This is a genomic window from Vreelandella rituensis (assembly GCF_003336665.1).
In the GTDB taxonomy this organism is placed as follows: Bacteria; Pseudomonadota; Gammaproteobacteria; order Pseudomonadales; family Halomonadaceae; genus Vreelandella; species Vreelandella rituensis.
In genome coordinates this window covers 1-25,759 of sequence record NZ_QPIJ01000010.1, presented here as the reverse complement: position 1 = coordinate 25,759, position 25,759 = coordinate 1, and the positions used below count along the sequence as shown (strand labels likewise).

At 58.5% G+C, this 25,759-nt stretch carries 26 protein-coding genes; 19 read left to right on the top strand and 7 right to left on the bottom strand.

Annotation, left to right across the window (positions count from 1 at the left end; translation table 11 throughout):
• Positions 1 to 10 precede the first annotated feature (10 nt).
• From DU506_RS06415 to DU506_RS06395, 5 genes are read right to left on the bottom strand one after another with little or no spacing between them, the layout of a single operon-like run.
• The gene (locus DU506_RS06415) at positions 11 to 280 is read right to left on the bottom strand and encodes a K+/H+ antiporter subunit F (RefSeq protein ID WP_114486118.1); all 270 of its coding nucleotides are present in this window, start codon (positions 278 to 280) and stop codon (positions 11 to 13) included.
• The gene (locus DU506_RS06410) at positions 274 to 771 is read right to left on the bottom strand and encodes a Na+/H+ antiporter subunit E (protein WP_114486117.1); all 498 of its coding nucleotides are present in this window, start codon (positions 769 to 771) and stop codon (positions 274 to 276) included. The genes DU506_RS06415 and DU506_RS06410 overlap by 7 nt, the downstream gene beginning before the upstream one ends.
• Entirely contained in the window at positions 768 to 2,270 is a 1,503-nt protein-coding gene (locus DU506_RS06405; RefSeq protein ID WP_114486116.1) for a monovalent cation/H+ antiporter subunit D, read from the bottom strand. Before DU506_RS06405 ends, DU506_RS06410 begins: the two co-directional genes overlap by 4 nt.
• Positions 2,267 to 2,599 (bottom strand): Na+/H+ antiporter subunit C, encoded by a 333-nt coding sequence (locus tag DU506_RS06400; protein ID WP_114486115.1) that lies wholly within the window; start codon positions 2,597 to 2,599, stop codon positions 2,267 to 2,269. Before DU506_RS06400 ends, DU506_RS06405 begins: the two co-directional genes overlap by 4 nt.
• Positions 2,599 to 5,424 (bottom strand): monovalent cation/H+ antiporter subunit A, encoded by a 2,826-nt coding sequence (locus DU506_RS06395; protein ID WP_114486114.1) that lies wholly within the window; start codon positions 5,422 to 5,424, stop codon positions 2,599 to 2,601. The genes DU506_RS06400 and DU506_RS06395 overlap by 1 nt, the downstream gene beginning before the upstream one ends.
• Before the next feature lie 241 nt (positions 5,425 to 5,665).
• Here DU506_RS06395 and DU506_RS06385 point away from each other — a divergent pair, with 241 nt between their 5' ends.
• From DU506_RS06385 to rloA3, 11 genes are all read left to right on the top strand, one after another.
• The gene (locus DU506_RS06385; RefSeq protein WP_114486112.1) at positions 5,666 to 7,996 is read left to right on the top strand and encodes a putative monovalent cation/H+ antiporter subunit A; all 2,331 of its coding nucleotides are present in this window, start codon (positions 5,666 to 5,668) and stop codon (positions 7,994 to 7,996) included.
• The gene (locus DU506_RS06380) at positions 7,989 to 8,420 is read left to right on the top strand and encodes a Na+/H+ antiporter subunit B (protein ID WP_114486111.1); all 432 of its coding nucleotides are present in this window, start codon (positions 7,989 to 7,991) and stop codon (positions 8,418 to 8,420) included. The genes DU506_RS06385 and DU506_RS06380 overlap by 8 nt, the downstream gene beginning before the upstream one ends.
• Before the next feature lie 30 nt (positions 8,421 to 8,450).
• Entirely contained in the window at positions 8,451 to 8,798 is a 348-nt protein-coding gene (locus DU506_RS06375) for a Na+/H+ antiporter subunit C (protein ID WP_114486110.1), read from the top strand.
• Positions 8,795 to 10,372, top strand: a complete 1,578-nt coding sequence (locus DU506_RS06370; RefSeq protein ID WP_114486109.1) for a Na+/H+ antiporter subunit D — start codon at positions 8,795 to 8,797, stop codon at positions 10,370 to 10,372. Before DU506_RS06375 ends, DU506_RS06370 begins: the two co-directional genes overlap by 4 nt.
• Positions 10,369 to 10,842 (top strand): Na+/H+ antiporter subunit E, encoded by a 474-nt coding sequence (locus DU506_RS06365; RefSeq protein WP_114486108.1) that lies wholly within the window; start codon positions 10,369 to 10,371, stop codon positions 10,840 to 10,842. The genes DU506_RS06370 and DU506_RS06365 overlap by 4 nt, the downstream gene beginning before the upstream one ends.
• Positions 10,843 to 10,863: 21 nt before the next feature.
• Positions 10,864 to 11,133 carry an MrpF/PhaF family protein gene (locus DU506_RS06360; protein WP_114486107.1) on the top strand — a complete coding sequence of 90 codons (270 nt, stop codon included), beginning with the start codon at positions 10,864 to 10,866 and terminating at the stop codon, positions 11,131 to 11,133.
• Entirely contained in the window at positions 11,126 to 11,530 is a 405-nt protein-coding gene (gene mnhG, locus DU506_RS06355; protein WP_114486106.1) for a monovalent cation/H(+) antiporter subunit G, read from the top strand. The genes DU506_RS06360 and mnhG overlap by 8 nt, the downstream gene beginning before the upstream one ends.
• Before the next feature lie 254 nt (positions 11,531 to 11,784).
• Positions 11,785 to 13,056, top strand: a complete 1,272-nt coding sequence (locus DU506_RS06350) for a DASH family cryptochrome (protein WP_114486173.1) — start codon at positions 11,785 to 11,787, stop codon at positions 13,054 to 13,056.
• Between the two features lie 60 nt (positions 13,057 to 13,116).
• A complete protein-coding gene (locus DU506_RS06345; RefSeq protein WP_114486105.1) occupies positions 13,117 to 13,581 on the top strand; it encodes a DUF3429 domain-containing protein in 465 nt (154 codons plus the stop codon).
• 112 nt (positions 13,582 to 13,693) lie between these two features.
• Positions 13,694 to 14,950 carry a lytic murein transglycosylase gene (locus DU506_RS06340; protein ID WP_114486104.1) on the top strand — a complete coding sequence of 419 codons (1,257 nt, stop codon included), beginning with the start codon at positions 13,694 to 13,696 and terminating at the stop codon, positions 14,948 to 14,950.
• Between the two features lie 114 nt (positions 14,951 to 15,064).
• Positions 15,065 to 15,556 (top strand): retropepsin-like aspartic peptidase RloA3, encoded by a 492-nt coding sequence (gene rloA3 / locus DU506_RS06335; RefSeq protein WP_114486172.1) that lies wholly within the window; start codon positions 15,065 to 15,067, stop codon positions 15,554 to 15,556.
• Between the two features lie 23 nt (positions 15,557 to 15,579).
• On the opposite strand, the gene DU506_RS06330 is transcribed toward rloA3, so the two are convergent.
• Positions 15,580 to 16,293, bottom strand: a complete 714-nt coding sequence (locus DU506_RS06330) for a 16S rRNA (uracil(1498)-N(3))-methyltransferase (protein WP_114486171.1) — start codon at positions 16,291 to 16,293, stop codon at positions 15,580 to 15,582.
• Between the two features lie 148 nt (positions 16,294 to 16,441).
• Between DU506_RS06330 and phaR the strand changes: the two genes are divergently transcribed.
• The 6 genes from phaR to coq7 all read left to right on the top strand — a co-directional run bounded on the left by phaR (position 16,442) and on the right by coq7 (position 20,848).
• Positions 16,442 to 16,978 carry a polyhydroxyalkanoate synthesis repressor PhaR gene (gene phaR, locus DU506_RS06325; RefSeq protein WP_114486103.1) on the top strand — a complete coding sequence of 179 codons (537 nt, stop codon included), beginning with the start codon at positions 16,442 to 16,444 and terminating at the stop codon, positions 16,976 to 16,978.
• Between the two features lie 98 nt (positions 16,979 to 17,076).
• Positions 17,077 to 18,372: a phosphoribosylamine--glycine ligase gene (gene purD, locus DU506_RS06320; protein WP_114486102.1), complete on the top strand. Its 1,296-nt coding sequence runs from the start codon at positions 17,077 to 17,079 to the stop codon at positions 18,370 to 18,372.
• A gap of 72 nt (positions 18,373 to 18,444) precedes the next feature.
• Entirely contained in the window at positions 18,445 to 18,897 is a 453-nt protein-coding gene (locus tag DU506_RS06315; RefSeq protein WP_114486101.1) for an acyl-CoA thioesterase, read from the top strand.
• Positions 18,897 to 19,769, top strand: coding sequence for a phosphoribulokinase (locus DU506_RS06310; protein WP_114486100.1), 873 nt, complete (start codon positions 18,897 to 18,899; stop codon positions 19,767 to 19,769). The genes DU506_RS06315 and DU506_RS06310 overlap by 1 nt, the downstream gene beginning before the upstream one ends.
• Before the next feature lie 62 nt (positions 19,770 to 19,831).
• Entirely contained in the window at positions 19,832 to 20,173 is a 342-nt protein-coding gene (locus tag DU506_RS06305) for a histidine triad nucleotide-binding protein (RefSeq protein WP_114486099.1), read from the top strand.
• Between the two features lie 33 nt (positions 20,174 to 20,206).
• The gene (gene coq7 / locus DU506_RS06300) at positions 20,207 to 20,848 is read left to right on the top strand and encodes a 2-polyprenyl-3-methyl-6-methoxy-1,4-benzoquinone monooxygenase (RefSeq protein WP_114486098.1); all 642 of its coding nucleotides are present in this window, start codon (positions 20,207 to 20,209) and stop codon (positions 20,846 to 20,848) included.
• 100 nt (positions 20,849 to 20,948) lie between these two features.
• Here coq7 and ettA read toward each other — a convergent pair whose 3' ends face one another.
• On the bottom strand, positions 20,949 to 22,637 hold the full coding sequence (gene ettA / locus DU506_RS06295; RefSeq protein WP_114486097.1) for an energy-dependent translational throttle protein EttA: 1,689 nt from the start codon (positions 22,635 to 22,637) through the stop codon (positions 20,949 to 20,951).
• A 145-nt stretch (positions 22,638 to 22,782) separates the two neighbouring features.
• Here ettA and DU506_RS06290 point away from each other — a divergent pair, with 145 nt between their 5' ends.
• Both DU506_RS06290 and DU506_RS06285 read left to right on the top strand, forming a co-directional pair.
• On the top strand, positions 22,783 to 24,051 hold the full coding sequence (locus DU506_RS06290) for a site-specific integrase (RefSeq protein WP_114486096.1): 1,269 nt from the start codon (positions 22,783 to 22,785) through the stop codon (positions 24,049 to 24,051).
• Between the two features lie 11 nt (positions 24,052 to 24,062).
• The gene (locus DU506_RS06285; protein ID WP_235825458.1) at positions 24,063 to 25,625 is read left to right on the top strand and encodes a tyrosine-type recombinase/integrase; all 1,563 of its coding nucleotides are present in this window, start codon (positions 24,063 to 24,065) and stop codon (positions 25,623 to 25,625) included.
• Positions 25,626 to 25,759: the final 134 nt, after the last annotated feature.

The window sequence follows — 25,759 nt, the reverse complement described above, 5'->3', positions numbered from 1 at the left end:
AAGGCTTTTTCTATTCGATGATATCGCCGCGTAGCAGGTACTTGCACACCGCTACCGTGCTGATGAAACCGAGCATGGCGATCAACAGTGCCGACTCGAAGTAGGTCTTGGTGTTGAGCCACAGGCCCATCATCACGATCAAGGCAATGGAGTTGACGTACATGGTGTCCAGGGCCAGCAGTCGGTCGGGAAGCGAGGGACCCACAGTGAGTCGGTAGACATTCAGCAACAGCGCCAGGATCACTAGCGCCAGACTGATCTTGAGTGCGATAGCTAGCATTCATATATCTCCATGAGCGGCCGCTCGTAACGCTCGCGGATGTGATTGATAAGCGCCTCTTCGTCCTCTACATCCAAAGCATGGATCAGCAGCGTCTTGCCATCCATGCGCAGGTTGGCCGAGACCGTTCCCGGGGTAAGGCTGATGGTATTGGCCAGCAAGGTAACCGTGAAACGCTTCTTCACCATCAGCGGGTACTCAACGAAATGCGGACGCATGCGGCGCCAAGGGTTGATGATCAACCAGGCCACCTCGAGGTTGGCGACGACAATATCGCCGAGTACCCGCAGGATGAAGCGCAGCAACAGCCAGGGTTGGCTGACATGCGGCTGTAGGTCCCAGAAACGGTAGGTAAGCAGAGGAATGACGATCGCCAGTACGCTACCGAGCAGAATCTGGCCGAAGGCCATGCTACGCGTCATCAGTAGCCATACCAGCAACAGCAGGATCGACAACAGAGGTGTCGGCAGCCAAGAGCGGGGCTTGATCATGGAGACTCTCCGTCGAGAAGGGCATGAATCATGCTCTGGGGGTTGGCCAGTTGGACGGCGGTGGCGTGAGTGTAGTCGCTGATCGGGCCCGCCAGTACCACCAGCAGGGGGGATGCGCCCAATAGCCAGACGACGCCGAACCATTGGCGGCGCGGTAACACTTCACCAGCGGCTTCACCGTGGCTGCGCCAGAACAGGGTGGAGCCGGCGCGGGAAAGGGCAATCATCATGCACAACCCACCGCCCAGCAGGATGGGCCACAGCCACAGCCGCTGAGTGCCTTCGGCGGCTATCAGCAGAAATGCCTTGCCGATAGCGCCGGACAGCGGAGGCATGCCCGCCACCGCGATGGCCCCGAGAAAGAATAGCCCCGCCAGCCAGCCGCCCTGTTTGAGAGGGCGGCCTTTCACCAGACGTGTTCCGGCTTTACCGCGTTGCACACCGATCAATTCGGCAAGCAGGAAGAGCCCGCCGGTCACCAGGGTGGTATGAATCAGATAATAGAGTAGTGCGGAGGTGGCCTCTACCGAGCCGATGCCGATGCCGGCCAGCAAGGTGCCGACCGAAAACAACACCAGATAGGCGACCATCAGGCGCAGATCCCGTGCCGCCAGTATACCCATGGCGGCGGCTACCAGGGTGGCCAGGGAGAGCCACCAGATCCAGGATTGTTCCAGCCCGGCGAGCGGACCCGCCTGTTCGCCGAAGAGCAGCGAGTAGACCCTGAGAATCGCATAGATACCCACCTTGGTCATGATGGCGAACAGCGCCGCTACCGGGGCGGGTGCCGCGGCATAGGCACGCGGCAGCCAGAAGTAGAGGGGCAGAATGGCGGCCTTGAGGCCGAACACCACCAGCAGCATCAGGGCGCCGGCAGTTACCAGACCGGCGCGTTCGGCAGGCAGTTCGCTGATCCGCACGGCCATATCGGCCATGTTGAGAGTGCCGGTGGCGCCGTAGAGCACGCCCACCGCAATCAGAAACAGCGAAGAGCCTGCCAGGTTGAGTACCACATAATGCACCCCGGCCTGAATGCGTGCCTTGCCGCCGCCATGCATCAGCAGGGCGTAAGAAGCCAGTAACAAGACTTCGAAAAAGACGAAGAGGTTGAACAGGTCGCCGGTGAGAAAGGCGCCATTGATGCCCATCAGCTGGAGCTGGAAAAGCCCATGGAAATTGCTGCCTTTCTCGTCGTCACCGCCGCAGGCGAAGACCACCGCACCCAGCGCAAGCACGGCGGTCACCAATACCATCAAGGCTGAAAGGCGATCGAGCACCAGAACGATACCGAAGGGGGGCTGCCAACCGCCCAGCGCGTAGTAGCTCACTTCGCCGCCAGCGGCCTGAACCAGCAGCGCGATGCCGATCATCACCAGCAAGGCAGTCGCGCCCACGCCGATCAGGCGCTTGGAGCGGGTGCCGCCCTGGCGGCTGCGCAATGTCAGAATGCCGGCCACCAACGGCAGGACGACCGGCAGGACAATCAGATGCTGTATCACTGGCGTTCCTCCTCGCGGCCGTCGACATGGTCGTTACCCGCCTCGCTGCGGGCGCGCATCGCCAGAATCACCACGAAGGCGGTCATGGCGAAGCCTATGACGATGGCCGTAAGTACCAGTGCCTGAGGCAAAGGGTCGGCATAGCTTGCGGGGCCGTCAACGATAGTGGCCCCATCGGTGGTTAGCCCGCCCATGGAGAACAGAAAGAGGTTCACGGCATAGGAGAGCAAGGTCAAACCGACCACAACCGGAAAGGTGCGTCCGCGCAGCGTCAGGTAGAGACCACAAGCGGTGAGAACACCGGTGGTGATGGCGTAGAGGCCTTCCATCAACTTTTCTCCTTGGTGGAACGTTCGGTATCGCTCGATTCCGGCTGCTTGATGGGGCGATGCACCGTGGTGACCTTGCCCAAGTTGGCCAGAATCATCAAGGTAGCCCCGACCACTGCCAGGTAGACGCCTAAATCGAAAAGCATGGCGGTGGCCAATTCGAACTTACCCACCAGCGGCAGATGGAAGTAGCCGAAAGCCGAGGTCAAGAACGGCTTTCCGAACAACCAGCTGCCCAGGCCTGTGAGAGTGGCGATGGCGACCCCGGCAATGGCGACTGGCTGGTAGGGGAAGTCGAGGCGATACTGGACCCATTCGACGCCACGTGACATGTAGACCAGGATCAGGGCCACGGCGGTGATCAGCCCGGCGATAAAGCCGCCGCCCGGCATGTTGTGTCCGCGCAGGAAGATGAAGGCCGAGACCAGCAGCGCCAGAGGTAGTATGGCTTGGGAAATGGTGGTCAGGATCATCGGATAGCAGTCCGGCGACCAGACGCGCCCCTCGTTATCGCTGTGAGGCATGAACAAGCGCAGACGGTTGAGTAGCTTGAAGATCGCCAGCCCCGCGAGGGCCAGTACGGTGATTTCACCCAGGGTATCGAAGCCGCGAAAGTCGACCAGAATCACGTTGACCACATTATGACCGCCACCGCCGGGTACACTGTTTTCCATGAAAAAGCTCGATATCGGGTCGTTGTCACGGGTCAGCACCGCATAGTTGAGACTTGCGATGACCGTGCCCAGGGAGCCGGCCAGGGCCATGTCACGCAGGTTGCGGCGTGGCGAGGACTCGCTTGCGGTTTTCTGGGGCAGAAAGAACAGCGCCAACATCAACAGAATCATGGTGACCACTTCCACCGACAGCTGAGTCAGTGCCAGGTCGGGAGCGGAGAAACGCGCGAAGGTCAGCGCGACCACCAGCCCCACGACGGAAAGCATCAGCAGCGATATCAATCGGTGGCGGTGGGTGAGCACGGTACCGATGCCACCGAAGATCAATAGACCGGCACCCAGCAACAGTACCCCATCGAGTGGCTGATTGCCCCGGCTGCCGGTCAGCGTCGCCATACCGGCCAGGCCCAGCGTGCCCATGACCAGGGCGGCGAACAGCAGCAGTCCCATGTAACGTTGCAGGGAACCGCCATCGAAGCGGGCCAGGCTGCTTTCCGCCCGGCGAGCCAGGCACTGCATGGCACTCTCGAAGACCAGGCGAGCATCCACCGGCTGGAAGCTTTTGGCAAAACTTTTCAGGTAGGGGTGACGCCAGTAGAGAGCTATACCCGCGACAATGGCCACGAAGCTCATGGCCAACGGCAGATTGAAGCCATGCCATACTGACAGGTAGAACGTCAGGGCTTCACCGAGCACGGCCTGGGTGGCGAGCCCGAGCAGGCCGGTGGCCAAGGCCGCAGGAAATATCCCCACCAGCACGCAAATAACCACCAGCAACTCCACGGGGAAGCGCATCAGGTGGGGCGGCTCATGAGGCGATTTCGGGGGTTCCTGGCGAGGCGATTTGAAGAAGACCGCATATACCAGGCGTAGCGAATAGGCCACCGACAGCACGCCCCCCAGGGTCGCCAAGGCAGGCATTATCCAACTCAGTCCGCCCAGCACCGGCGTGGCCAAGGTTTCGGTGAAGAACATTTCCTTGGAGATAAAACCATTGAGTAGCGGCAGCCCGGCCATGGCGGCGGCCGCTACGGTGGTCAATAAAGCGGTGACCGGCATGGCGCGCCTGAGCCCGCCGAGGTGGCCGAGCTCACGGGTGCCGGTTTCATGGTCGATGATCCCCGCACTCATGAACAACGCCGCCTTGAAGGTGGCATGGTTGAGTATATGAAAGAGTGCGGCGAGCACTGCCATGGGACTGCCGATGCCCAGCAGCACCGTGATGAGCCCCAGGTGGCTGACCGTGGAAAAGGCCAGGATGGCCTTGAGGTCGGTCTTGATCAAGGCGAACCAGGCGCCGTACAGCATGGTGATGATACCCACCAGCGGCACGATGACCGACCATAGCTCGCTGCCGGCGATAGCCGGGTGCAGTCTGGCCATCAGGAAGATACCTGCCTTGACCATGGTGGCCGAGTGCAGATAGGCCGAGACCGGCGTCGGGGCGGCCATGGCGTGGGGTAACCAGAAATGAAACGGAAACTGCGCCGACTTGGTGAAAGCGCCCAGCAGCACCAGTATCAGCATCACCGGATAAAGAGGGTCGGCGACAATCAGCTCGCCGCTGGCCAATACCACGTTCATGTCGAAGCTGCCGACCATGTTGCCCAGCAACAGCAGACCGGCAAGCAAGGCCAGTCCGCCCCCACCGGTGACGGCCAGGGCCATGCGTGCTCCCTTGCGCGCATCGCTGCGATACGACCAGAAACCGATCAGCAGGAAGGAGGAAAGGCTGGTGAGCTCCCAATAGAGCCACAGCAGCAGGAGGTTGTCGGACATGACGATACCGACCATCGACGCCATGAACAGGATCAAGTAGGCATAGAAGCGCCCGAAAGGCTCCTCCGGCGACAGGTAGTAATGCGCGTAGAGAAGAATCAGCAGGCCGATGCCGATTATCAGCAGGTTGAACAGCAGCGACAGGCCGTCAAGGCGAAACGCCAGGTCCAGCCCCAGGCCGGGAATCCAGGCAACGGAGAAGCGTAGTGCTTCGCCGGCGTTCAGCGCAGGCAACTGAGCGAGCGTGAGTAACAGGGCAAGGGCCGGCAGCAAGGCGGTGGCCAGAGAACAAAAATGCCGACCGCGTCGAGCGGTCAGCACAGGCACCAGTACCCCCAGCAGAGGCAGCAGGGCTATCCACAGCAAAGTCATCGATCAGTCATCCTGCACGGGTCCGAAAGAAGGGTGGGTGAGAACCATCTTGCTCACCGCAGCGTCGATAGTCCTACTGTAACGTAAAACAGCGCTTATGGCGCCCTCCTTGTCTTTCAATATCTTGGCTCTGTATAGTGCTGATTTCACGCAATCGTGATTCATGTCGCTGCGATTCATGTTGTTGTGATTCGCCGCCTTGAGTGTAAGTGTCGAATCGCACATGCCGGGAGGACGTATCATGCAACTCGCAGTGCTGAGCGGTTTCGTGGTGGCGGGGTTCGCGCCCCTCTTCCATCGCTGGTTCGGTGATCGTGCCAGCTTCGTCCTCGCCGCCTATCCGGCGGCGCTGGCGCTTTGGTTCCTGAGTCAGCTGCCGGCAGTGATGGCCGGGGAGACCCTGGTTTTCGCCATGCAGTGGGTGCCGTCGCTGGGCATGAGCCTGACCTTCGTGATCGACGGCCTGTCGCTGCTGTTTGCACTGCTGGTCACCGGCATCGGCTCCCTGGTGCTGGTCTACGCCGGGGGCTATCTGAAAGGGCATCCGGACCTGATGCGCTTTCATCTGGCGATCCTCGCCTTCATGGTCTCCATGTTGGGGCTGGTGCTGGCCGACAGCCTGTTTACCCTGTTCGTGTTCTGGGAACTCACCAGCATCACCTCCTACCTCTTGATCGGCTTCAATCACAATGATCTCGAGGCCCGCAAGTCGGCACGTCAGGGGCTCTTCGTCACCGTGGCGGGGGGGCTGGCGCTGATGGCGGGGCTGACGATGCTGGGTGTGGCTGGGGAAAGCTGGTCGCTGCGTGAACTCAATGCCATGGGTGATGTGCTGCGCGAGCATTCACTCTACACAGCACTTCTGGTCTGTGTTTTGATCGGCGCCTTCACCAAGTCGGCGCAGTTTCCGTTTCATTTCTGGCTACCCAATGCCATGGCCGCCCCGACGCCGGTCTCGGCTTATCTGCACTCGGCCACCATGGTCAAGGCGGGCATCTACCTGCTGGCGCGCCTGCAGCCGAGCCTGGGCGGTACCGAGATGTGGACGGTGACGCTTTCGGTGGTAGGGGCGCTGACCATGTTCACCGGCGCCTTCCTGGCCATTCGCCACACCAACATCAAGAAGCTGCTGGCCTACTCCACGATCATGGCGCTGGGCACCCTGACCATGCTGCTGGGTATCGGCACCGAGGGGGCGATGATCGCCTTCGTCACCTTTCTGCTGGCCCACGCCCTCTACAAGGGGTCATTGTTTATGGTGGCCGGTGTTCTCGACCACGAGACCGGTACCAAGGATGTCACTGCCATGGGCGGGTTAAGGCATACCATGCCGCTCACTGCCGCAGTGGCTTGTATTGCCGCCTTGTCCTTGGCCGGGGTGCCGCCGTTGTTCGGCTTCATCGGTAAGGAACTGATGTTCGAGTCGGTGCTCGAGGTCAGCGCCTGGCGGTGGCTGATCATGTTGCTGGCCTTCAGTGCGACGGCCCTGACCATCGTTGTTGCGGCCATCGTCGCCCTGCGCCCCTTCTTCGGACAGCGCCGCGAGACCCCGCGGGTGGCCCACGAGGCGCCGACCTCCATGCTGATCGGCCCTGCGGTGCTGGCGATCCTTTCACTGCTGTTCGGACTTGTACCAGTGCTCGCCGGTAGCGGGCTGCTCGCGGCGGCGGCCTCGGCGGTGGCCGGCACATCGGTGGAGGTCAAGCTGTCGCTGTGGCACGGCGTCAACCTGCCGCTGTTGATGTCGCTGGCCAGCCTGGCGCTGGGCTACCTGCTGTTCAAACGTTGGGATCGCATACGGGCGCGGCTGGCGTGCCTCGATCCGCTGCTTTCCCGCGGCCCGGAAGCCGGCTATGACGCCCTGATGGACGGCGTCGTGGTGATCTCCGAGTGGCAGACCCGGGTGCTGCAGAACGGCTATATGCGCAACTACATCATGGTGATGATCGTTACCTTGATCGCGTTGGTGGGCAACTCGTTGCTGCTGCGCCACGCGCCCCAGTTCCACATTGCCCTGGACGTTCAGTTCCACGAGGCCGTTGTGGTCGGCATCATGGTGATGGCAGCCCTGTTTGCCACCATCGCCCGCTCGAGGCTCGGTGCCGTGGTCTCGGTGGGTATCATGGGCTTCTCCATCGCACTGATCTTCATCCTGTTCAGCGCACCGGACCTGGCTATCACCCAGCTGCTGGTGGAGACCCTGACGGTGATCCTGCTGGTGCTGGTGCTGTTCCGCCTGCCACGCTTCTCCAGCCTCTCGACCCCGTTGGAGCGAGTACGCGACGTGGTCGTGGCGGGCAGCCTGGGTACGCTGATTACCCTGCTGGTGCTCACTTCCTGGAGTATCGATCAGTTCGTGCCGATCTCCGACTACATGATCGCCAACAGCGCGACGCTGGCCCACGGGCGCAACATCGTCAACGTGATTTTGGTGGACTATCGCGCTCTGGATACTCTGGGCGAAATCTTCGTGCTGGCGCTGGCCGCCATCGGGGTCTTCGCCATGCTCAAATTGCGCGCCCCGGAGAAACCCAAGAACAGCGCCCCGGCCAAGGAGAACGCCGATGGTTAAGTCCGGCACCATTATCCTCAACACGGCGGCGCGGCTGCTGATGCCGCTGCAGCTGCTGTTCTCGGTATTCCTGCTGCTGCGCGGCCACGACGAACCCGGCGGCGGCTTCATCGCTGGCCTGGTGGCCGCCGGCGCCTTTACCCTCTACCTGTTCGCCTTCGGGGTCAGCGCCACCAAAGAGGTGCTGCGCATGCTCGATCCCCGTGACCTGATCGGCATGGGGCTGTTGCTGGGCATGATTTCAGTAGTGCCTGCTTGGTTCGTGGGCGACCCCTTCCTTACCGCGCAGTGGTGGACCATCCCTGGTATCGGTTTCAAGGCCTCGACGCCGCTGATCTTCGATATCGGCGTCTATCTGGCCGTGCTGGGGTCGGTGCTGACGATGGTGATGACCCTGATGGAGGTGGACAAGGATGAACCCTGAAACCGCCACTTATCGGACAGGAGGCGCCCTATGGAACCCGTGATGGCCATTGCCATCGGCTTGCTGTATTCCGCCGCGATCTTCCTGATGCTGCGCCGCTCCATCGTCAAGCTGGTGATTGGATTGATGCTGCTGACCAATGCCGCCAACCTGCTGATCTTCACTTCAGCAGGGATGACCCGCGGGGCGCCGCCGTTGATCCCCGAGGGCATGCTGGCCCCGGAGGGTGTGGTGGCCGACCCGTTGCCCCAGGCAGTGGTGCTGACCGCCATCGTGATCGCCTTCGGCGTGCTGGCCTTTGCCGTGGTGTTGATTCGCCGGGCCTACGAGATCGTCAAGGCCGATGACCTGGACAAGATGAAGGATACCGATACGTGAGGCCCGAAGTCGCACTTCCCGTCCTTCTCCCGCTGCTGTCGGGCGCCATCTCGCTGCTGTTCTGGCGCTCGCGGCTCATGCAGCGCTTCACCGCAGTGGCCGGCAACCTGGCGCTGCTGGTGATCTCGCTGTGGCTGTTCACCTCGGTATATCAGGATGGTTACGTCACCATCCAGATGGGTGGCTGGGCGGCGCCCTACGGCATCACCCTAGTGGCCGACATGCTCAGCGCGGTGATGATCGTGCTGACCGCGCTGATCGGCCTGGTACTCTCCATTTATTCGCTGGCCTCCACCGGGCCGGATCACGAGAAGTTCGGCTTCTATCCGCTGATGCACCTGCTGCTGGCGGGGGTTGCCGGTGCCTTCCTCACCGGCGATATTTTCAACCTCTATGTGTGGTTCGAGGTCATGCTGGTGGCCTCCTTCGCCTTGCTGATCCTCGGCGGCGAGAAGGCGCAGATGGAGGGGGCGATCAAGTACGTGACACTCAACCTGCTGGCCTCGGTGATCTTCCTTACCGCCATTGGCCTGCTCTACGGCATGGTGGGCACCCTAAACATGGCCGACATCGCCTTGCGCCTCAAGGAGGCGGAGCACCAGGGCATGGTCGAGGTGCTGGCGGTGATGTTCATGGTGGCCTTCGGTATCAAGGCGGCCGCCTTTCCGCTGTTCTTCTGGCTGCCGGCCTCCTATCACACGCCGCCGGTGGCGGTCTCGGCACTGTTCGCCGGCTTGTTGACCAAGGTGGGGGTCTATTCGCTGTTCCGGGTATTCACCCTGATGTTCGACCAGACGATGGACTACACCCAGGACCTGCTGATCTGGGGGGCGGCCCTGACCATGGTTACCGGCGTACTGGGCGCGGCGGCCCAGTACGAGTTCCGGCGCATCCTGTCGTTCCATATCGTCAGCCAGATCGGCTACATGATCCTGGGACTGGCGCTTTACACGCCCCTGGCGATCGCCGGCGGCGTCTTCGCGGTGATGCACAACATCGTGGTCAAGACCAACCTCTTCCTGATCAGTGGCATCACTCGGCGCCTGCAGGGAACCTACCAGCTCAAGAAGATGGGCGGACTCTACAAGGAGCGTCCCTGGTTAGCGGTAGCTTTCTTCCTCTCCGCCTTCTCCCTGGCGGGTATCCCGCCGCTGTCGGGCTTCTTCGCCAAGTTCGTGATCGTGCGCGCCGGCATCGAGGCCGAGGCCTACGTGGTCACCGGCATCGCGCTGGCGGTGGGTCTTATGACACTTTACTCCATGGTCAAGATCTGGAACGAGGTATTCTGGAAGGCGCTGCCCGAGGATAACCTCGTGCCCGAGCCGAAATCCGTGGTGGGTGATGACGGCCGCATGGTCGCGCCCAGTCTGTGGCTGATGAGCATGCCGGTGGGGGTGCTGGCGGCGATGTCGCTGCTGATCGGTGTCTTCGCCGAGCCGCTGATGGTGATCATGACCGTCATCGGGGACCAGTTGATGAACCCGCAGGGCTATATCGACGCCGTACTGGGGAGCAACGTGGATGTCATCGAGGCCCTCATCGAGGCGTCGGCAGCCGAGGAGGAAAGCCCATGACCGGAGCTATCTGGAACCTGTTGCTGGGGCTGGCCTGGGTCACCCTCAGCGGCGACTTCTCCGGCCTCAACCTGGTGGTGGGGCTGGTGTTCGGCTACATTGCACTGCTATTGATCGAACCCCAGGTGGAGGCACTGAAAGGCTATCCGGCGCGTATTCCGCGGATTCTGGGTTTCATCGGCTTCTTTATCAAGGAGCTGCTGATGGCCAACCTCAAGGTGGGCTTTGATATCCTGACGCCACCCTGGCACATGAGTCCCGGGGTGATCGCCATGCCCCTGGCGGCGCGTACCGAACTGGAGATCACCATGGTGGCCAACCTGATCTCCCTGACCCCCGGCACCCTGAGTCTGGACGTCTCCGACGACCGCAAGGTGCTCTACATCCACGCCATGTTCCTCGACGATGAGGAGGAGCTGCGCCGCAACCTCAAGGAAATGGAATACCGTGCCCTGGAACTGTTTCGCTGAGCCTGGCCGTGAGGTGCCGACATGGATACCGTGATCCTGATCAGCCAGGTCATCATGAGCCTGGCGCTGATCCTGTGCTTCGTGCGCGTGGTGAGAGGCCCGAGCCTGCCCGATCGGGTGGTGGCGCTGGAGCTGTTCGCCAGCATCGTGGTGGGCCTGGTGGGCGTCTACGCCATCAAGTCCGGCGTCTCGAGCTTCATCGATGCCGCCATCGTGATCGCCCTGATGGGGTTTCTGGCCGCCATGGGTTTCGCCCGCTTTCTGGAACGGGGAGGACCGCGTGATGATTGAGTTTGTCAAGGGTACCTTCATCATTGCCGGCGCCTTGCTGATGCTACTGGCGTCACTGGGCATCCTGCGCCTGCCCGACCTGCTCACCCGCATGCACGCGACCACCAAGGCCGCGGCCCTGGGGGTGATCCTGATCATGCTGGCGGTGGCGATGCATTACGCCGAGGTTGGGGTGTCGGCGCGCGCCTTCGCCATCATCGTGTTCATCCTGATGACCGCGCCGGTGGCGGCCCATGTGATCGGCCGGGCCGGCTACTTCGTCGGCTCCAAGCTGTGGAGCGGCACGGTCAAGGATGAGCTGCGCCCCAACTATGATCCGCTGACCCATGAACTCAAAAGCGGCATGGAAAGCATTGAGAATACCCAGCGTCAGCCGCGGGATACCGATCCGGACTAATCAGGAAAAATTTATCTAATTCAAATGTTTGTAGCAAGTTAGTGCTCTTTGCATACGCCACCTTCGGGTGGTTTTTTTGTGCCTGAAGAAAGCGTTACAAGCGGGAGTTGAACAGAGATTACACTGCAATATATGTACAGTAATTATACAATGTAATATATTCTGTTAAGTAATTTACCGGTCAGCACGCGTAGCGACGAGCAAACAGCAAGGGGAAATGATATGGAGACAACAGTATGCACGGTGGCACAGGCATGACGGCTGACATCGTATGGTTGCAGGATGATCTACGTATTGCGGATAACCCGCTATTTCACTTTGATACCGCGCCGGATCAGCTGCTTTGCCTTTATGTTCTGGATCAACACTGGCTAAAAGCGCTTTTCCAGAAAGAAGATGCGTCGCGCATGGGGTCGGCGCGCCTGCGTTTCATATGGCAGAGCTTGATGGCGTTGCGCGGCGAATTACTCAAACGGGGCAGTGACCTGCTAGTACGCATTGGGTCGCCGGACCAGATCGTGGGTGATCTGGCCAAGCGATTGAATGTACGCAGTATTCGCGTGCGGCAAACCGCCGGGGTGGATGAAAGACGCTATCAAGCGGCTGTGCGCGCCAACCTTCCCGCCAGTACTGAACTGCAGACGGTGGAGAGCGGGTTGTTGCTCGCATCGCAATCGCTACCCTTTGCCTCGCACGACTTGCCGACGAGCTTTTCGGCTTTTCGCCGCCAAGTGGAAGCCCAGTGGTCAGTGCCTTCGGCGTTGCCGGCACCTATTACGTTACCGCCTTGGCCGGATGCACCGCGGGGGTTTCCAGCGCTACAGCTGGTATGTGAAGAAAGTGCCAGCTGGCAACCCGATGCACGTCAAGGGTTGGCCTACGTGGGTGGCGAAGAAGCCGCTCACCAGCGCCTGGAGGATTACCTCTGGCACCAGGGCGGAGTCGCCACTTACAAGCAAACTCGAAATGGCTTGCTGGGAGCGTATTTCTCCACTCGGCTCTCACCCTGGTTGGCGCAGGGATGTCTCTCCGCTCGGCAGGTATATGGCGAGGTACGCCGGTGGGAAGCCTGCCATGGGGCCAATGATTCCAGCTATTGGGTCATCTTCGAATTGCTCTGGCGTGAATATTTTTATCATGCCGCTCGACTGGAAGGGGTCGCCTTGTTCGGCTCCCGTCAACTGCCCGCACCCTGCGCCAATTTCAATGCCTGGCGCGATGGCAAGACAGGCGTTGCCTTCATCGATGCCGCCATGCTCGAACTGAAAAGTACCGGCTGGTTATCCAACCGTGCCCGGCAGAACGTGGCCAGCTTTCTGGTCAAGGACTTGAATGTCGATTGGCGGTTGGGCGCCGCCTGGTTCGAACATTGCCTGATTGACTATGATGTGGCGAGCAACTGGGGGAACTGGCGGTATGTTGCGGGTGTCGGATGTGATCCGCGAAAGGATCGCTACTTCGACGTGCTCAAGCAAGCCGAGCATTATGATCCGGACGGTTTGTATGTTGCGCATTGGTTGCCCTGAGCTCGAAGTGGGCCCTTCGGGGGTGCACGAACCCGCTAACGCGAAATAGAGAAACACACCATGGCGAAAATGATTGACGACAGACGCGTGGTTTGGCTTTTGGGGTTGGCTGGACTGATTCCCTTCATCGTTACCGGCGTTCTTGCATGGACTGCGCCATCGTCATGGCAGCTCATCGCGGTGTATGCCTTTTTATATTACAGCGCGGTCATTCTTTCCTTCCTGGGCGGCGTGCAATGGGGCATGGCATTGAGCCATCACATTGATGAAAGAGCTAGTATCAGTCGACGTCTGGCACTCGCGATGGTGCCGAGTTTGATCGCCTGGCCGGCCCTGTTACTGAACCTCAGTACAGGAGCATGGGTGCTGGCTATCGGTTTTATACTGATCTGGGCCTACGATGCTAGTCGGGAGGGGCGCGCCGGATTTCCTGGATGGTATTTGCCGTTGCGTTCATTGCTATCGGTCGTAGTGATATTGACCCATTTGTTGGTTATCTGGCGACTAAAGTACCTGTCAGGCTAGCGTGTTCCCCTGATCTGCGAGATCATCGCGTGCTTTATTTTCCCGGTTGGGGTTTATGTGGGCGGCAAGTGCTTCTCGTCAAGGGTCGCCCATCAAAGACAGGTTCCTTTCTATGTGTAAAACCCATATTCGTTCTTCCCTGCGCGGTTCAGTGCTGGGTGCCGCGGCCATCCTGACATTTACCTTGTCGCCCTTGGCGACGGCCGGCAATGCCCTGTTATCCGAAGTGGATGCCCAGGTAGCCGAAGACGTCAGTCACACCGATTTCAGCCAATGGCTAAGAGAATTTCGCCGCGACGCGCGAAGCGAAGGCATCAGTGAAGCGACCCTCTCCCAGGCTCTCGATGGGTTGCGTTACCGGCCTCGAGTCATTGAGCTGGATCGGCATCAGCCCGAGTTCGTTCGGGCGATCTGGGACTATCTGGACACTGCCGTTTCCAGTACCCGGGTCAATAACGGGCGCGAAAAGCTCGCCGACCATGGCGCCACCGCAGAACGCATGGCCCAGCGCTATGGTGTGCCTGCCGAGGTTATCGTCGCGATCTGGGGGATAGAAAGTAACTACGGCAGTAACTTCGGTGATTTTTCCACTCTGGAATCCTTGGCCACCTTGGCCTATGAAGGCCGGCGTCAGGCATTCGCCCGCAATGAATTGATGGCGGCACTGCGTATCATTGAACAAGGTGATATTGCCGCCGAACGAATGGTGGGTTCCTGGGCAGGTGCCATGGGCCATACCCAATTCATTCCGTCAAGTTTTGAAGCCTATGCGGTGGACGGCGACGGCGACGGTCGGCGTGATATATGGCAAAGCATTCCCGACGTAATGGCTTCCACCGCTAATTACCTGGCTCGGGCGGGTTGGCAAGCGGGGCAGCCATGGGGGGTTGAAGTAAAACTTCCCGAATCATTCGATTACGCCCAGACCCAACGACTGAGCACGGCCGACTGGGCTGCCCAGGGCGTGCACGCCATGCGGGGCGAACTGCCCCAATTCGATAGTGCGGCGTTGATCGTGCCGGCAGGTGCCGATGGCCCCGCCTTTCTGGTGGGGCAGAACTTTCGTGCGATTTTACGCTACAACAATGCCACCAGTTATGCCCTGGCCGTCGCTACCCTGAGCGACGCCATTGCCGGGCGTGAAGGTGTCGAACAGTCCTGGCCGCGCGAACAAGCTCCCTTGAGTCGCCAGGATACTCGGGAACTTCAGCGCCTATTGAACGATCAAGGTTATGCAGTGGGTGGCGCGGACGGCATCATGGGTCCCGATACTCGGGCCGGGCTACGCGCCTTTCAGCGTGAGAACGGTTTGACCCCTGATGGCTTCGCCACTCAGCACCTGCTTGCCCGGCTACGCCAGGCGCAGTGAAAGTAATATACGAATTCTGTCTTTACGGAGTGCTGCATGATTGGGAAAACAAGCTCGGGTCGAAGCGTGACACATAGCGCCTTGGTATACGTCATTGGAATAGCGCTATTTGTCATGAGCAGCAGCGCGGTGCAAGCCGAGGAAAAGGTCTTCGGCTGGGTGGAAAAGGCCACCCTGAAACCCTGGGGAATAGAAGTGAAGGCCAAGCTGGATAGCGGCGCCTTGACCTCTTCCCTGGATGCGCGCGATATCGAGCTGTTCGAGGAAGATGGCGAAGAGTGGGTACGCTTTCGCCTGAAACTGGAAAATCATGCCAGCGGCGAAACGTTCAGCGATACGCTGGAGCGCCCATTATATCGCGAGCTGGCCGTGCGCGGTGCCGGCGGGCGTGATGAACGCCCGGTGGTGTTGTTGAAGGTGTGCATGGGCAACACTATTTACGAGGAACAGTTCAGCCTGCGTGACCGCGAGGAAATGAATTATCCTTTATTGTTGGGGCGGCGCACCTTGAGTCATCTAGGGCTGCTTGATGTAAGGCGTACCTTCATGCAGACGCCCGATTGCGAGGACGATGCACCTCTGGTGGCTCATGAGTCGAAAGACTAGGTGTCGGCCGTTTTGATCGGGCTTTAAAAAATCCGCGCCAGCAAGGCGGTCACGGCGGTTTCCACCCGAAGGATGCGCGGGCCCAGATGTATGCCCTCGCAGCCGGCTGCCAGCAGCTGCTCGACTTCCCAGGGAATGAAACCGCCTTCCGGACCGACCAGAAGCAGACTTGGCTGAGTAACCCCACGGGGACAAGGATGAGGCATGCCGGGATGGGCGAGAAGCCCTTGGCGACTTTCCAGCAAGCCGGGCAGGGTGTCTTCCAGGAAAGGACGAAAGCCCTTGGCCAAGTGAATGCTGGGTAACCGGGTATCCCGGGCTTGCTCTAGGCCGAGCAGTAAATGCTGATGGATCTTGTCGTCGCGCAGTTCCGGAGACTGCCAATAGCTCTTTTCCACTCGCTTGGTATTGAGCAAGGTAAGCTGCTTGACCCCCAGTGCGGTCACGTGCTCCAGGGTTCTGGCCAGCATGCGAGGCCGCGGCAGGGCCAGTACCAGATGGACAGGAAGTTCAGCCGGTGCGGGCTCATCCAGTGACTCCAGCGTGAAGCAGGCGTGATGTTCATCCAGCTTGCTCAAGATGGCTTTGCCCATCTTGCCGCCCTGAATGCCCACGCTTAAACGGTCCCCTTCCTGAGCGCGATGCACCTCATGCAAATGGCGCAAGCGGCGAGGGTCGGTGATACGAGCAGCGCTCGGGCTTGCCAACTCGTTTGGATCGATCAATATCAGGTTCATGGCGAAAACGATTTTTCCGGAAAAAATGAAAGGTAGGGGTGCGCCCATGCCGTCGGGGAATTGTCAGTGGTTGCTTGCATGGGCGTGTGTTGCAGGCACAATACCAGCATCGGGCTAAAAAGCTCTATTGCTTCAAAGGAGATGCGCAGTGCGCGTAATTCGCAAGTATGCCAATCGCAGATTGTACGACACTCAGCAAAGCCGCTATGTCACCCTGGAAGATCTGCGCCACTTGATCCTTGAGGAAGAGCCGTTCCGGGTGGAAGATGCCAAAAGCGGAGAAGATCTGACGCGTACCATTCTTCTGTCGATCATCATCGAACAGGAGCAGGGCGAGGGTGAATCCGAGGTTTTCTCCAATGACCTACTGGCGCAGTTGATTCGGGTCTATGACATGACCTCACCCTTGCCCTTGTCACGCTACCTGGAGCAGGGCACGCGCTTGATGCTGTCTCAGCAAAAACGCATGCAAAACCAGTGGAAGCAGGCGGTGCGTAATTCGCCGATAGAGGTCATGCGGGAACTGGCGGAGGAAAACATGCATTTCTGGAAAAACACCTTCAACAAGACCGACCAGGATGCCATCGAACAAGACGCGCCCGACAGCCAGGATGAAAGCCCTGATGAGGCTGAAAGCTCCGGCAAGACTAAAAGCTCGGACAAAAATGATAAAACGCCTGGTTGAGCCGGGTGACCCTGCCATGGCGGGATTAAGCCAGGCCGCCTACGCTGTGGCATAATGCTGCAACGCACTGAAAGCTTCCCAGGTCGAGAAGGAAACAGATGAAGGTTTTGATTATTGGCGGCGGTGGCCGCGAACATGCACTGGCTTGGAAAATAGCCCAGTCGAAAAATGTCGAGCAAGTGTTCGTCGCCCCGGGCAATGCTGGCACCGCCCAAGAGCCGAAGGTTGCCAATGTCGCCATTCAAGCCGTCGATCTCGATGTGCTGGTGGATTTTGCCACCGCTCAGGCGGTGGGTCTGACCATTGTCGGCCCCGAAGCGCCGCTGGTGGAAGGTGTCGTGGATCGTTTTCAAGCGGCCGGGCTGGCTATTTTCGGCCCCACCCGGGCTGCCGCTCAGCTTGAGGGGTCCAAGTCCTTCACCAAGGATTTCCTGGCTCGTCACCATATTCCCAGTGCCGATTACCAGACATTTACCGAAGTGGCGCCCGCTCTTGAATACCTGAAGCGCCAGGGCGCGCCGATCGTGATCAAGGCCGATGGCCTGGCCGCCGGCAAGGGCGTGATCGTCGCCATGAGCGAAGCCGAAGCGGAAGCGGCCATTCGCGACATGCTCGAAGCTAACACCTTCGGTAACGCCGGGGCACGGGTGGTGATCGAAGAATTTCTTGAAGGCGAGGAAGCCAGCTTTATCGTCATGGTCGATGGCAAGCATGTGGTGCCCATGGCGACCAGCCAGGACCACAAACGTGCCTACGACGGCGATACCGGCCCCAATACCGGGGGCATGGGCGCCTATTCACCGGCACCGGTGGTTACCCCCGAGGTCGATCAACGCATCATGGAGCGGGTCATCCTGCCCACGGTTGAAGCGATGGCCGCCGAAGGCCATCCGTATAGCGGCTTTCTGTATGCCGGCCTGATGATCGATGCGCAAGGCAACCCCAAGGTGATCGAATACAACTGCCGTTTCGGTGACCCGGAAACCCAGCCGATCATGCTGCGCCTGCGTTCGGATCTTGCTGAACTCTGCCTGGCGGGTGCCCGAGGGCAGCTGGAAGGCAAACATTGTGAGTGGGACCCGCGTGCAGCGGTGGGGGTGGTGATGGCGGCCGGAGGCTATCCGGGCGACTACCGCAAGGGCGACGTGATTCACGGCCTGGATAATGTTACCGGAACCGGTTGCAAGGTCTTCCACGCCGGCACCCAGGAAAATGCCCAGGGGCAGTTCGTGGCCACTGGAGGCCGGGTGCTGTGTGTGACGGCGCTGGGCGAAAGCGTCTCTGCGGCGCAGCAGACGGCCTATCAAGGGGTGGCCGAGATCGACTGGACGCAGGTCGAGTATCGCCGCGATATCGGCTTTCGCGCCATTGCCCGCGAAAGCCAGCGCTCGTAAAAGCCTGCGTGAGAACGCATGAATTCATGAGCTCGAGCCTCATGCCCCGAAGCAGCCTGAAAGGAAACAAGCATGGAACGTGTGAAGTTGGTATTTCCCCATGAGGCGGTTTTCCATCGTCACCCGATGACGGTGCGCGTGACCGACATGAACTACGGGCATCACTTGGGCCACGATGCCTTGGTCTCGCTGCTGCATGAAGCTCGCATTCAGGCGCTGGCATCACTGGGGCTGACCGAATGGGACATGCATGGCTATCCCAGCGTGGTGGCGGATCTTGCCGTGCAGTATCAGAGCGAGGCGCGTTGGCCGGATAGCCTGAGCGTGGAAACCGCTATTCCCACCCCCCAGGGCAAGGCATTGAGCATTTATCACCGCGTAGTTAAAAGTGCTGGTGATAAAAGCGACGGTGAGGTCGTGGCGACGGCACGCGTCAATCAGCTGCTGGTCGATGCACGAACCGGGCGTCCGGTCGCCATTCCAGAGACGGTTCTGGCCGTGCTTGCCGAGGCGGAGAAAGCCTGATGTCACGGGAATATCCGATCATCGCGGTGACCGGCTCCTCGGGGGCGGGTACCACCACGGTCAGACGCAGTTTCGAACGCATGTTCCTGCGCGAGGATGTGCATGCCGCCGTGGTCGACGGTGATGCCTTTCACCGCTATACCCGGGACGATCTTCACCGTATCTTCCGCGAAGAGCCCGAACGCAAGAACGAGCTTTCGCATTTTGCCGTGGAAGCCAATCAGTTGGACCGGCTGGAAAATCTGTTTATCGAGTACGGCGAGCAGGGTACTGGCACCTTTCGGCATTACATCCATGCCGAAGACAAGCAGATGATCGAAGCCGGCTGTCGTGTGGGCACCTTTACCGAATGGCAGGCGCTGCCCTGCGGTACCGATCTACTGTTCTATGAAGGCCTTCATGGTGGGCTGGTGACCGAAGAGCATGATATTGCCCGGCACGTGGACTTGCTGGTGGGCGTCGCCCCGACCATGAACCTGGAGTGGATCCAGAAGATCGACCGTGACACCAAGTTGCGCGGCTATTCGCAGGAAGCGGTGATCGATACCATTCTGGGGCGCATGGACGACTACGTGCGCTACATTCAGCCGCAGTTTTCACGCACTCACATCAACTTTCAGCGAGTGCCCACCGTGGATACCTCGAACCCCTTCGAGGTGCAGGACATTCCCACGGATGCCGAGTCATTCGTGGTGATTCGTTTTCGCGACCCATCCACCGTGGATTTTCCCTGGCTCCTGGCAATGATCAAGGATTCCTTCATGACGCGGCCGCATACGCTGGTCGTGCCGGGCTCACGCCTATCGCTGGCCATGGAGTTGATCCTGGCACCGCTGGTACGTCATCTTCTGGCCCAGCGCCGGTTTCGTTGAGAGACCCGAATTCAGGTAGCCAACCAATGACGCAACGACATGCAACACAAGGAGACTTTTTCATGGATTGTCTGTTTTGCAAGATCATCAATCAGGAGATACCGGCGAATATCGTCTATGAAGACGACGAGGTGCTGGCCTTTGACGACCTCTCGCCCCAGGCGCCGACGCATATCCTGATTGTACCCAAAAAGCACATCGCCACCCTGAACGATATCGAGGAAGGCGACCTTGCGACTATCGGCCGGCTGCAGTACACCGCCGCCAAGCTGGCCAAGGATCACGGCTTTGCCGATGATGGTTATCGGGTGGTCATGAACTGCAACGAAAAGGGCGGCCAGACGGTCTTTCACCTTCACATGCACCTTCTGGGAGGCCGGCAATTCACCTGGCCCGCCGGTTAAAGGGCGTCATGCTCATCAAGGGAGGCAATCGCCATGCGTCGTAATCTCAGTCGTACGGATAATCTTATTCATCAATTCGATACCGTGTTGCGTACCCTGGTGCCGCGGGCGGCGCAGCCGTATCGGCCCAATCCCGCCGGGAAGTTGGCCGAAGAGCCGCTTGATGAGCAGGAGCGTCGCCATGCCGAGGGGCTGATGCGGATCAACCATACCGGTGAAGTCTGTGCCCAGGCGCTGTATCAGGGGCAGGGAATGACCGCTAAGTTGCCCCAGGTGCGTGGCCAGATGGAAGAGGCGGCCCAGGAAGAAATCGACCATCTGGCCTGGTGCGACCAGCGGCTGCAGGAGCTTGAAGGGCGCACCAGTTACCTCAACCCTTTGTTCTACGCCGCCTCGTTCGGGATCGGCGCCACGGCGGGCGCCATCGGTGACAAGATCAGCCTGGGATTCGTCGCCGCCACCGAAGATCAAGTGGGAAAGCACCTGGAAGAACACATGAAAACCTTGCCGCAAGCCGACAAGCGTTCTCGGGCAATTCTCAAGCAAATGGCGATCGATGAAGCCCACCACGCCCAGCTGGCGCTGGAGGCGGGTGGCGCACGTTTTCCTGCGCCGGTAAAGCTGGGCATGTCCCTGATGTCCAAGGTCATGACCAAAAGCGTCTATCGGGTATAGCCCCGGGTAGTGAGAAATAAAAGCGGTTAAAAAACGAAAAAGGCCCCTCGGGGCCTTTTTCAGTCAAGCGCGGTTATCGATAGCTACCATGAAGCTAGCATCATGCATCGATACGCTTGTACTTCATGCGCTTGGGCGAGTCATTGCCGACGCGCTTCTTGTGGTCCGCCTCGTAATCAGTGTAGTTGCCGTCAAATAACACCACCTGGGAATCGCCTTCGAACGCCAGGATATGCGTGGCGATACGGTCCAGGAACCAGCGATCGTGGGAGATCACCATGGCACAGCCGGGGAAGGCGAGTAACGCTTCTTCCAGGGCGCGCAGGGTCTCGATGTCCAGGTCGTTGGAGGGCTCATCCAGCAACAGCACATTGGCGCCCTGTTTCAAGGTCTGAGCCAGCTGCAGGCGGCCACGCTCACCACCGGAAAGCTCGTCCAGACGCTTTTGCTGGTCGTTGCCCTTGAAGTTGAAGCGACCTACATAGGCACGCGAAGGCACTTCGTAGCCGTTGATGTTGAGCAGGTCCTGACCGTCGGAAACCGCTTCCCACACCGTCTGCTTGTCATCCAGGGCGTCGCGCAGCTGTTCGACATAGGCGATCTTGACGGTATCACCGACCACCACTTCACCGGCATCGGGCTGTTCCTGGCCGGTAATCAACTTGAACAGGGTGGATTTGCCGGCACCGTTGCCACCCACAATCCCCACGATCGCGCCGGGCGGTATGCTGAAGGACAGGTCTTCGTAGAGTAGCTTGTCATCGAAGCGCTTGGTGACGTTATGAAACTCGATGACCTTGTCGCCCAGGCGCGGGCCGGGTGGAATGTAGATTTCGTTGGTTTCATTGCGCTTCTGGAAATCGCCGGATTGCATCTCTTCAAAGCGATTCAGGCGCGCCTTGCTCTTGGCCTGGCGCCCCTTGGTGTTGCTGCGCACCCATTCAAGTTCCTGGCGAATGGCTTTCTGGCGTGACGCTTCCTGCTTGGCTTCCTGCCCGAGACGTTGTTCCTTGGTTTCCAGCCAGTTGGAGTAGTTGCCTTCGAAAGGCAGGCCCTGGCCACGGTCAAGCTCCAGAATCCAGCCGGCAACGTTATCCAGGAAGTAACGGTCGTGGGTAATCGCCACCACGGTACCCGAATAGTCGTGCAGATAGCGCTCGAGCCAAGCCACCGATTCGGCATCTAGGTGGTTAGTGGGTTCGTCGATCAGCAGCATGTCGGGGCTGGAAAGCAGCAAACGGCACAGGGCCACACGGCGACGCTCACCCCCGGAAAGGGTACCTACCTTGGCATCCCAGGGCGGCAGGCGCAGGGCTTCGGCGGCGACTTCCAGCTTGCGCTCGAGGTTATGCGCATCGGCCGCTTCGATGATGTTTTCCAGGCGCCCTTGTTCGCTGGCCAAGGCGTCGAAGTCGGCATCCGGCTCGGCATAGGCGGCGTAGACGCCATCCAGCTTTTCCTGAGCTTCCTTGATCGCGCCCAAGGCTTCCTCGACGGTATCCCGAACGTTTTTGGTATCGTCGAGCTCCGGTTCCTGAGGCAGGTAGCCAATATTGAGATTAGGCATCGGCCGCGCTTCGCCTTCGAACTCCTTGTCGACACCGGCCATGATGCGTAGCAGGGTGGACTTGCCCGAACCGTTAAGGCCCAGCACACCAATCTTGGCGCCGGGGAAGAACGACAAGGAAATGTCCTTGAGAATTTGCTTTTTGGGCGGCACGACCTTGCCGACCCGGTTCATGGTAAAGACATAAGAACCTGTTTTACCTGTTTTGTCACTTTTTGACATAATCTATCTTGCCTTTAAGTCAGTTATCATGGGGCTTTGAGGGTGATTATAAGCGCTCAAAGCATAAAACAAAAAGTTAAGTTTTTCCTTGTGTAAATTTCTGTTCTTTACTATTCTTGAAAAAAGTAATGTTTCAGGGGGCAACGTGGGCTATCAAGTTATCGAGCAAGTGGTGAATGCTGCGCGAAGAAAGCTGCTCGTGCAAGACCATATCCCCGTCTATTACCCAAACCTGTACGTAACCTTTGAGCTCTCGGGAAAGGCTCTGGAAACCACAAAAAAGTATCTTGAGCACTTGACCGTATTTGAGGGCTTCCTCGCTTTCTCATCCATCGATCTCATTTCCCGCCTGGAACAGCGCCCCCAATCGCAGTATCTGACAGACAGCGAAATTGCTCGGTTTGTGTCAGACGCTGGATTCAACAAAGTAACCTTGGCCAAAAAGTATGCGGGCATGCGCTTACATCCAACGGCATACGAATCGGTTGGCAAGATCCATGCTAAACAACGTATTGAAGCAGTACGCGATTACCTGGCGTTTCTATACGATAAGCTCGGTGATCACTCGACACGAGATGAAGCGGTTGACGATGTTAAACGGCGTTTTAATCGCAAAATTAAAGCGGCGAGTCCAGGTTGGAAAAAGACGCGCATCGATGAGATGAAAGGGCTGACAGCCTCGGAACGGAGTCGATTGTTGAAAGTCATGCATCCGGAGAGTGCTGAGAACCCATTCGCAGATGAATCAATTAAGCTGCGTAACTTCATCATTCTGTTGTTAGGTCTCGATATGGGACTTCGCCGCTCTGAAATGCTTTTGATCAAGATCGGCGATATTCACTGGCCCAGTCGTCAGCTCTCGGTGGTCAATCTTGAGAATGAAAGCTTAGATCCGCGCACGATGGCCCCGCAATTCAAAACGCATGAACGCATGTTGGTCATGAGCGACGACCTTTATGAGTCGATTAGCCAGTATGAGTCGAAATATCGCTACAGAAAAACTCATAAAGGCTCATCGCAGGCGAGAAAGCACCCGTTTTTGCTCGTATCTCATAGACGAAATGAAGGCAAGCCCATGAGCATCAAAGCGCTGGATGGCGTTTTCCCCCGAGTAGGCAAAGTAGCGCCTGAGCTGGCTCACATCCATCCTCATATCCTAAGGCATGACGCGGTCTACACAATGCTCGAAAGCATGCGCGAGGAGCTTGAAAACCTCACGCCAGAGGATCGCACAACTCAAGTTCAAAAAGTCCTAACCTGGATGTTCGGCTGGAGTCCTGAATCGAATATGCCGGCGCTCTATGGAGCGAAGTTCTGGAAAGAAGAGGCAGATAAGGCAATGAAGAAACGCTCCGAGAGGTTTAAGGCCATCCGTCAGAAAGCTGAAGTCAAAATTAAAAAGAGAGGTGCCTAGTGGATATAGCTGTGGATGCACTCCAAGCACCAACTCGGTACACACTCGATGCGTGGTTGAACACACCTCGCCTGGCCAAATGTGGGAGGTTTTTCACGCCCACTGAATTAAGTTGGTGGCCTGATAGAACCGCTGAAAATTCGGTTAACTGGCAAGCCGCACTCGCCGTTGTCGCGCCCGAATGGCAGCGCTGGCTACATGCGGCCTTGGCATACCGCATGCTAGATATGGCACAGGGATCTGTTGTTAGCATCTGCAGTGTGATGTCGCGGGCTGCGCAGGCAGGGCTTAACATCCTCAATGAGGATCATCTGATCAACCTGCGGGAGCGCTTTAGCAATAGTGAGTTTGCTCTACTAGTCAGTTTCATCGAGTTTTGGCAGACCTGCGAGTCCGTTGAACAGGGCCCTTCGCAATCACTGAATAATGCGTACAAGACGCTGCCGAGGAAAAAGTCCGTCCGTAAAGATGCCATCCTGAGCTTGGACCCTGAACAAGGCCCTTATACACAGGTGGAGCAGGACGCGCTGCACCTGTGGATACATGAGCAGTTTTGCCATGGTCAGTTAGTTCCCGAGCAATACCTTTACCTGCGCCTGCTGATGATTTACGGGCAGCGGGGCGTACAGCTGCGCATGATGGTCTTTGATGACTTTATCAAGACCGATCAGGGCCACAAAATTAGAATTTTTTGGGCGAAGCAACGAGGCGACGATGAGGGCTGGCGCAAAAAGGTAGAGACGTTCAGCCTGGATGAAGATCTTTACAACACCGTGCAGGCCTATAAGGCGATTCTCCTCGCCAAACTCTGGCAGGAATATCCAGACCAAGCCGATTGGGATAAGGCGATCAACCATGTTCCACTTTTTCGACGTAAGGTAGAAAATAAGAGGGGTGGCAACACTTTAAACCCACCAGTTTTGATTGATCTCCCCAATCAAAAGGCACTGGAATACGCGCCTCAGCCGGAGTTTCATACTTCATCGCGCTTGGTAAGAAGCTGGCTCGCAGGAGTGGAGCGTATGGCTGGCTTCCCGATCTCGCATCGCACGCATCAGCCGCTGAAAATCAGTCGAGGTCATCGTTTCAGGCACACCTTTGGCACAGATCTTTCCAATGCGGGATTGGAAGAATGGGCGATGGCACGTGCACTGATGCACAAAAATTCTCAGACAGTGCGAAAGTATCGAGCGGTCTCCGCTGAGTTGATGAATTTGATTGACGCGAAAATGAGTGATCATCTCGCGTTGGTTGTGAGTGCGTTTACCGGCACCATTGTGAGGGATCAAAGCTCAGCGAAGAACGGGAATCAAGTGGATCGGCAGATTGAAGATCTAGCCATATGTGGTGCCGATGCAGTCTGCCACCTGGATGCACCTTTTACTTGTTACGGATGCGGTAAATTCCAACCACTTTTGGAGGCGGATCACACGTCTGTTCTTGAACGGCTGGAACGTCGTCGAGCGCAAATCATCACTGATAAAACCACGGCAGTGCTCTGGGATCGCGCCATTTTGGCCTGCCGTAAGGTTATTTTAGATTGTCAAACCCTGCGCCAATTAGCCAGTTCATAGGGGGTGACGCATGACGAGTTATTGTCAAATCTGGTGTACGACGGTCAGGCGGCGTTCCTGTCTGACTGATCGATTACTTGCTCTCCGTCCTGGAACTTGACGTTGTTGATGACCAGTTCCAGTTTCTGGAAATG

What these genes read in the sequence shown, in the direction of transcription:
- DU506_RS06415 (WP_114486118.1), bottom strand. Translation starts at nt 280, where the DNA reads ATGCTAGCTATCGCACTCAAGATCAGTCTGGCGCTAGTGATCCTGGCG.
- DU506_RS06410 (WP_114486117.1), bottom strand. Translation starts at nt 771, where the DNA reads ATGATCAAGCCCCGCTCTTGGCTGCCGACACCTCTGTTGTCGATCCTG.
- DU506_RS06400 (WP_114486115.1), bottom strand. Translation starts at nt 2,599, where the DNA reads ATGGAAGGCCTCTACGCCATCACCACCGGTGTTCTCACCGCTTGTGGT.
- DU506_RS06395 (WP_114486114.1), bottom strand. Translation starts at nt 5,424, where the DNA reads ATGACTTTGCTGTGGATAGCCCTGCTGCCTCTGCTGGGGGTACTGGTG.
- DU506_RS06385 (WP_114486112.1), top strand. Translation starts at nt 5,666, where the DNA reads ATGCAACTCGCAGTGCTGAGCGGTTTCGTGGTGGCGGGGTTCGCGCCC.
- DU506_RS06380 (WP_114486111.1), top strand. Translation starts at nt 7,989, where the DNA reads ATGGTTAAGTCCGGCACCATTATCCTCAACACGGCGGCGCGGCTGCTG.
- DU506_RS06375 (WP_114486110.1), top strand. Translation starts at nt 8,451, where the DNA reads ATGGAACCCGTGATGGCCATTGCCATCGGCTTGCTGTATTCCGCCGCG.
- DU506_RS06365 (WP_114486108.1), top strand. Translation starts at nt 10,369, where the DNA reads ATGACCGGAGCTATCTGGAACCTGTTGCTGGGGCTGGCCTGGGTCACC.
- DU506_RS06360 (WP_114486107.1), top strand. Translation starts at nt 10,864, where the DNA reads ATGGATACCGTGATCCTGATCAGCCAGGTCATCATGAGCCTGGCGCTG.
- mnhG (WP_114486106.1), top strand. Translation starts at nt 11,126, where the DNA reads ATGATTGAGTTTGTCAAGGGTACCTTCATCATTGCCGGCGCCTTGCTG.
- DU506_RS06350 (WP_114486173.1), top strand. Translation starts at nt 11,785, where the DNA reads ATGACGGCTGACATCGTATGGTTGCAGGATGATCTACGTATTGCGGAT.
- DU506_RS06345 (WP_114486105.1), top strand. Translation starts at nt 13,117, where the DNA reads ATGGCGAAAATGATTGACGACAGACGCGTGGTTTGGCTTTTGGGGTTG.
- DU506_RS06340 (WP_114486104.1), top strand. Translation starts at nt 13,694, where the DNA reads ATGTGTAAAACCCATATTCGTTCTTCCCTGCGCGGTTCAGTGCTGGGT.
- rloA3 (WP_114486172.1), top strand. Translation starts at nt 15,065, where the DNA reads ATGAGCAGCAGCGCGGTGCAAGCCGAGGAAAAGGTCTTCGGCTGGGTG.
- DU506_RS06330 (WP_114486171.1), bottom strand. Translation starts at nt 16,293, where the DNA reads ATGAACCTGATATTGATCGATCCAAACGAGTTGGCAAGCCCGAGCGCT.
- purD (WP_114486102.1), top strand. Translation starts at nt 17,077, where the DNA reads ATGAAGGTTTTGATTATTGGCGGCGGTGGCCGCGAACATGCACTGGCT.
- DU506_RS06315 (WP_114486101.1), top strand. Translation starts at nt 18,445, where the DNA reads ATGGAACGTGTGAAGTTGGTATTTCCCCATGAGGCGGTTTTCCATCGT.
- DU506_RS06310 (WP_114486100.1), top strand. Translation starts at nt 18,897, where the DNA reads ATGTCACGGGAATATCCGATCATCGCGGTGACCGGCTCCTCGGGGGCG.
- DU506_RS06305 (WP_114486099.1), top strand. Translation starts at nt 19,832, where the DNA reads ATGGATTGTCTGTTTTGCAAGATCATCAATCAGGAGATACCGGCGAAT.
- coq7 (WP_114486098.1), top strand. Translation starts at nt 20,207, where the DNA reads ATGCGTCGTAATCTCAGTCGTACGGATAATCTTATTCATCAATTCGAT.
- ettA (WP_114486097.1), bottom strand. Translation starts at nt 22,637, where the DNA reads ATGTCAAAAAGTGACAAAACAGGTAAAACAGGTTCTTATGTCTTTACC.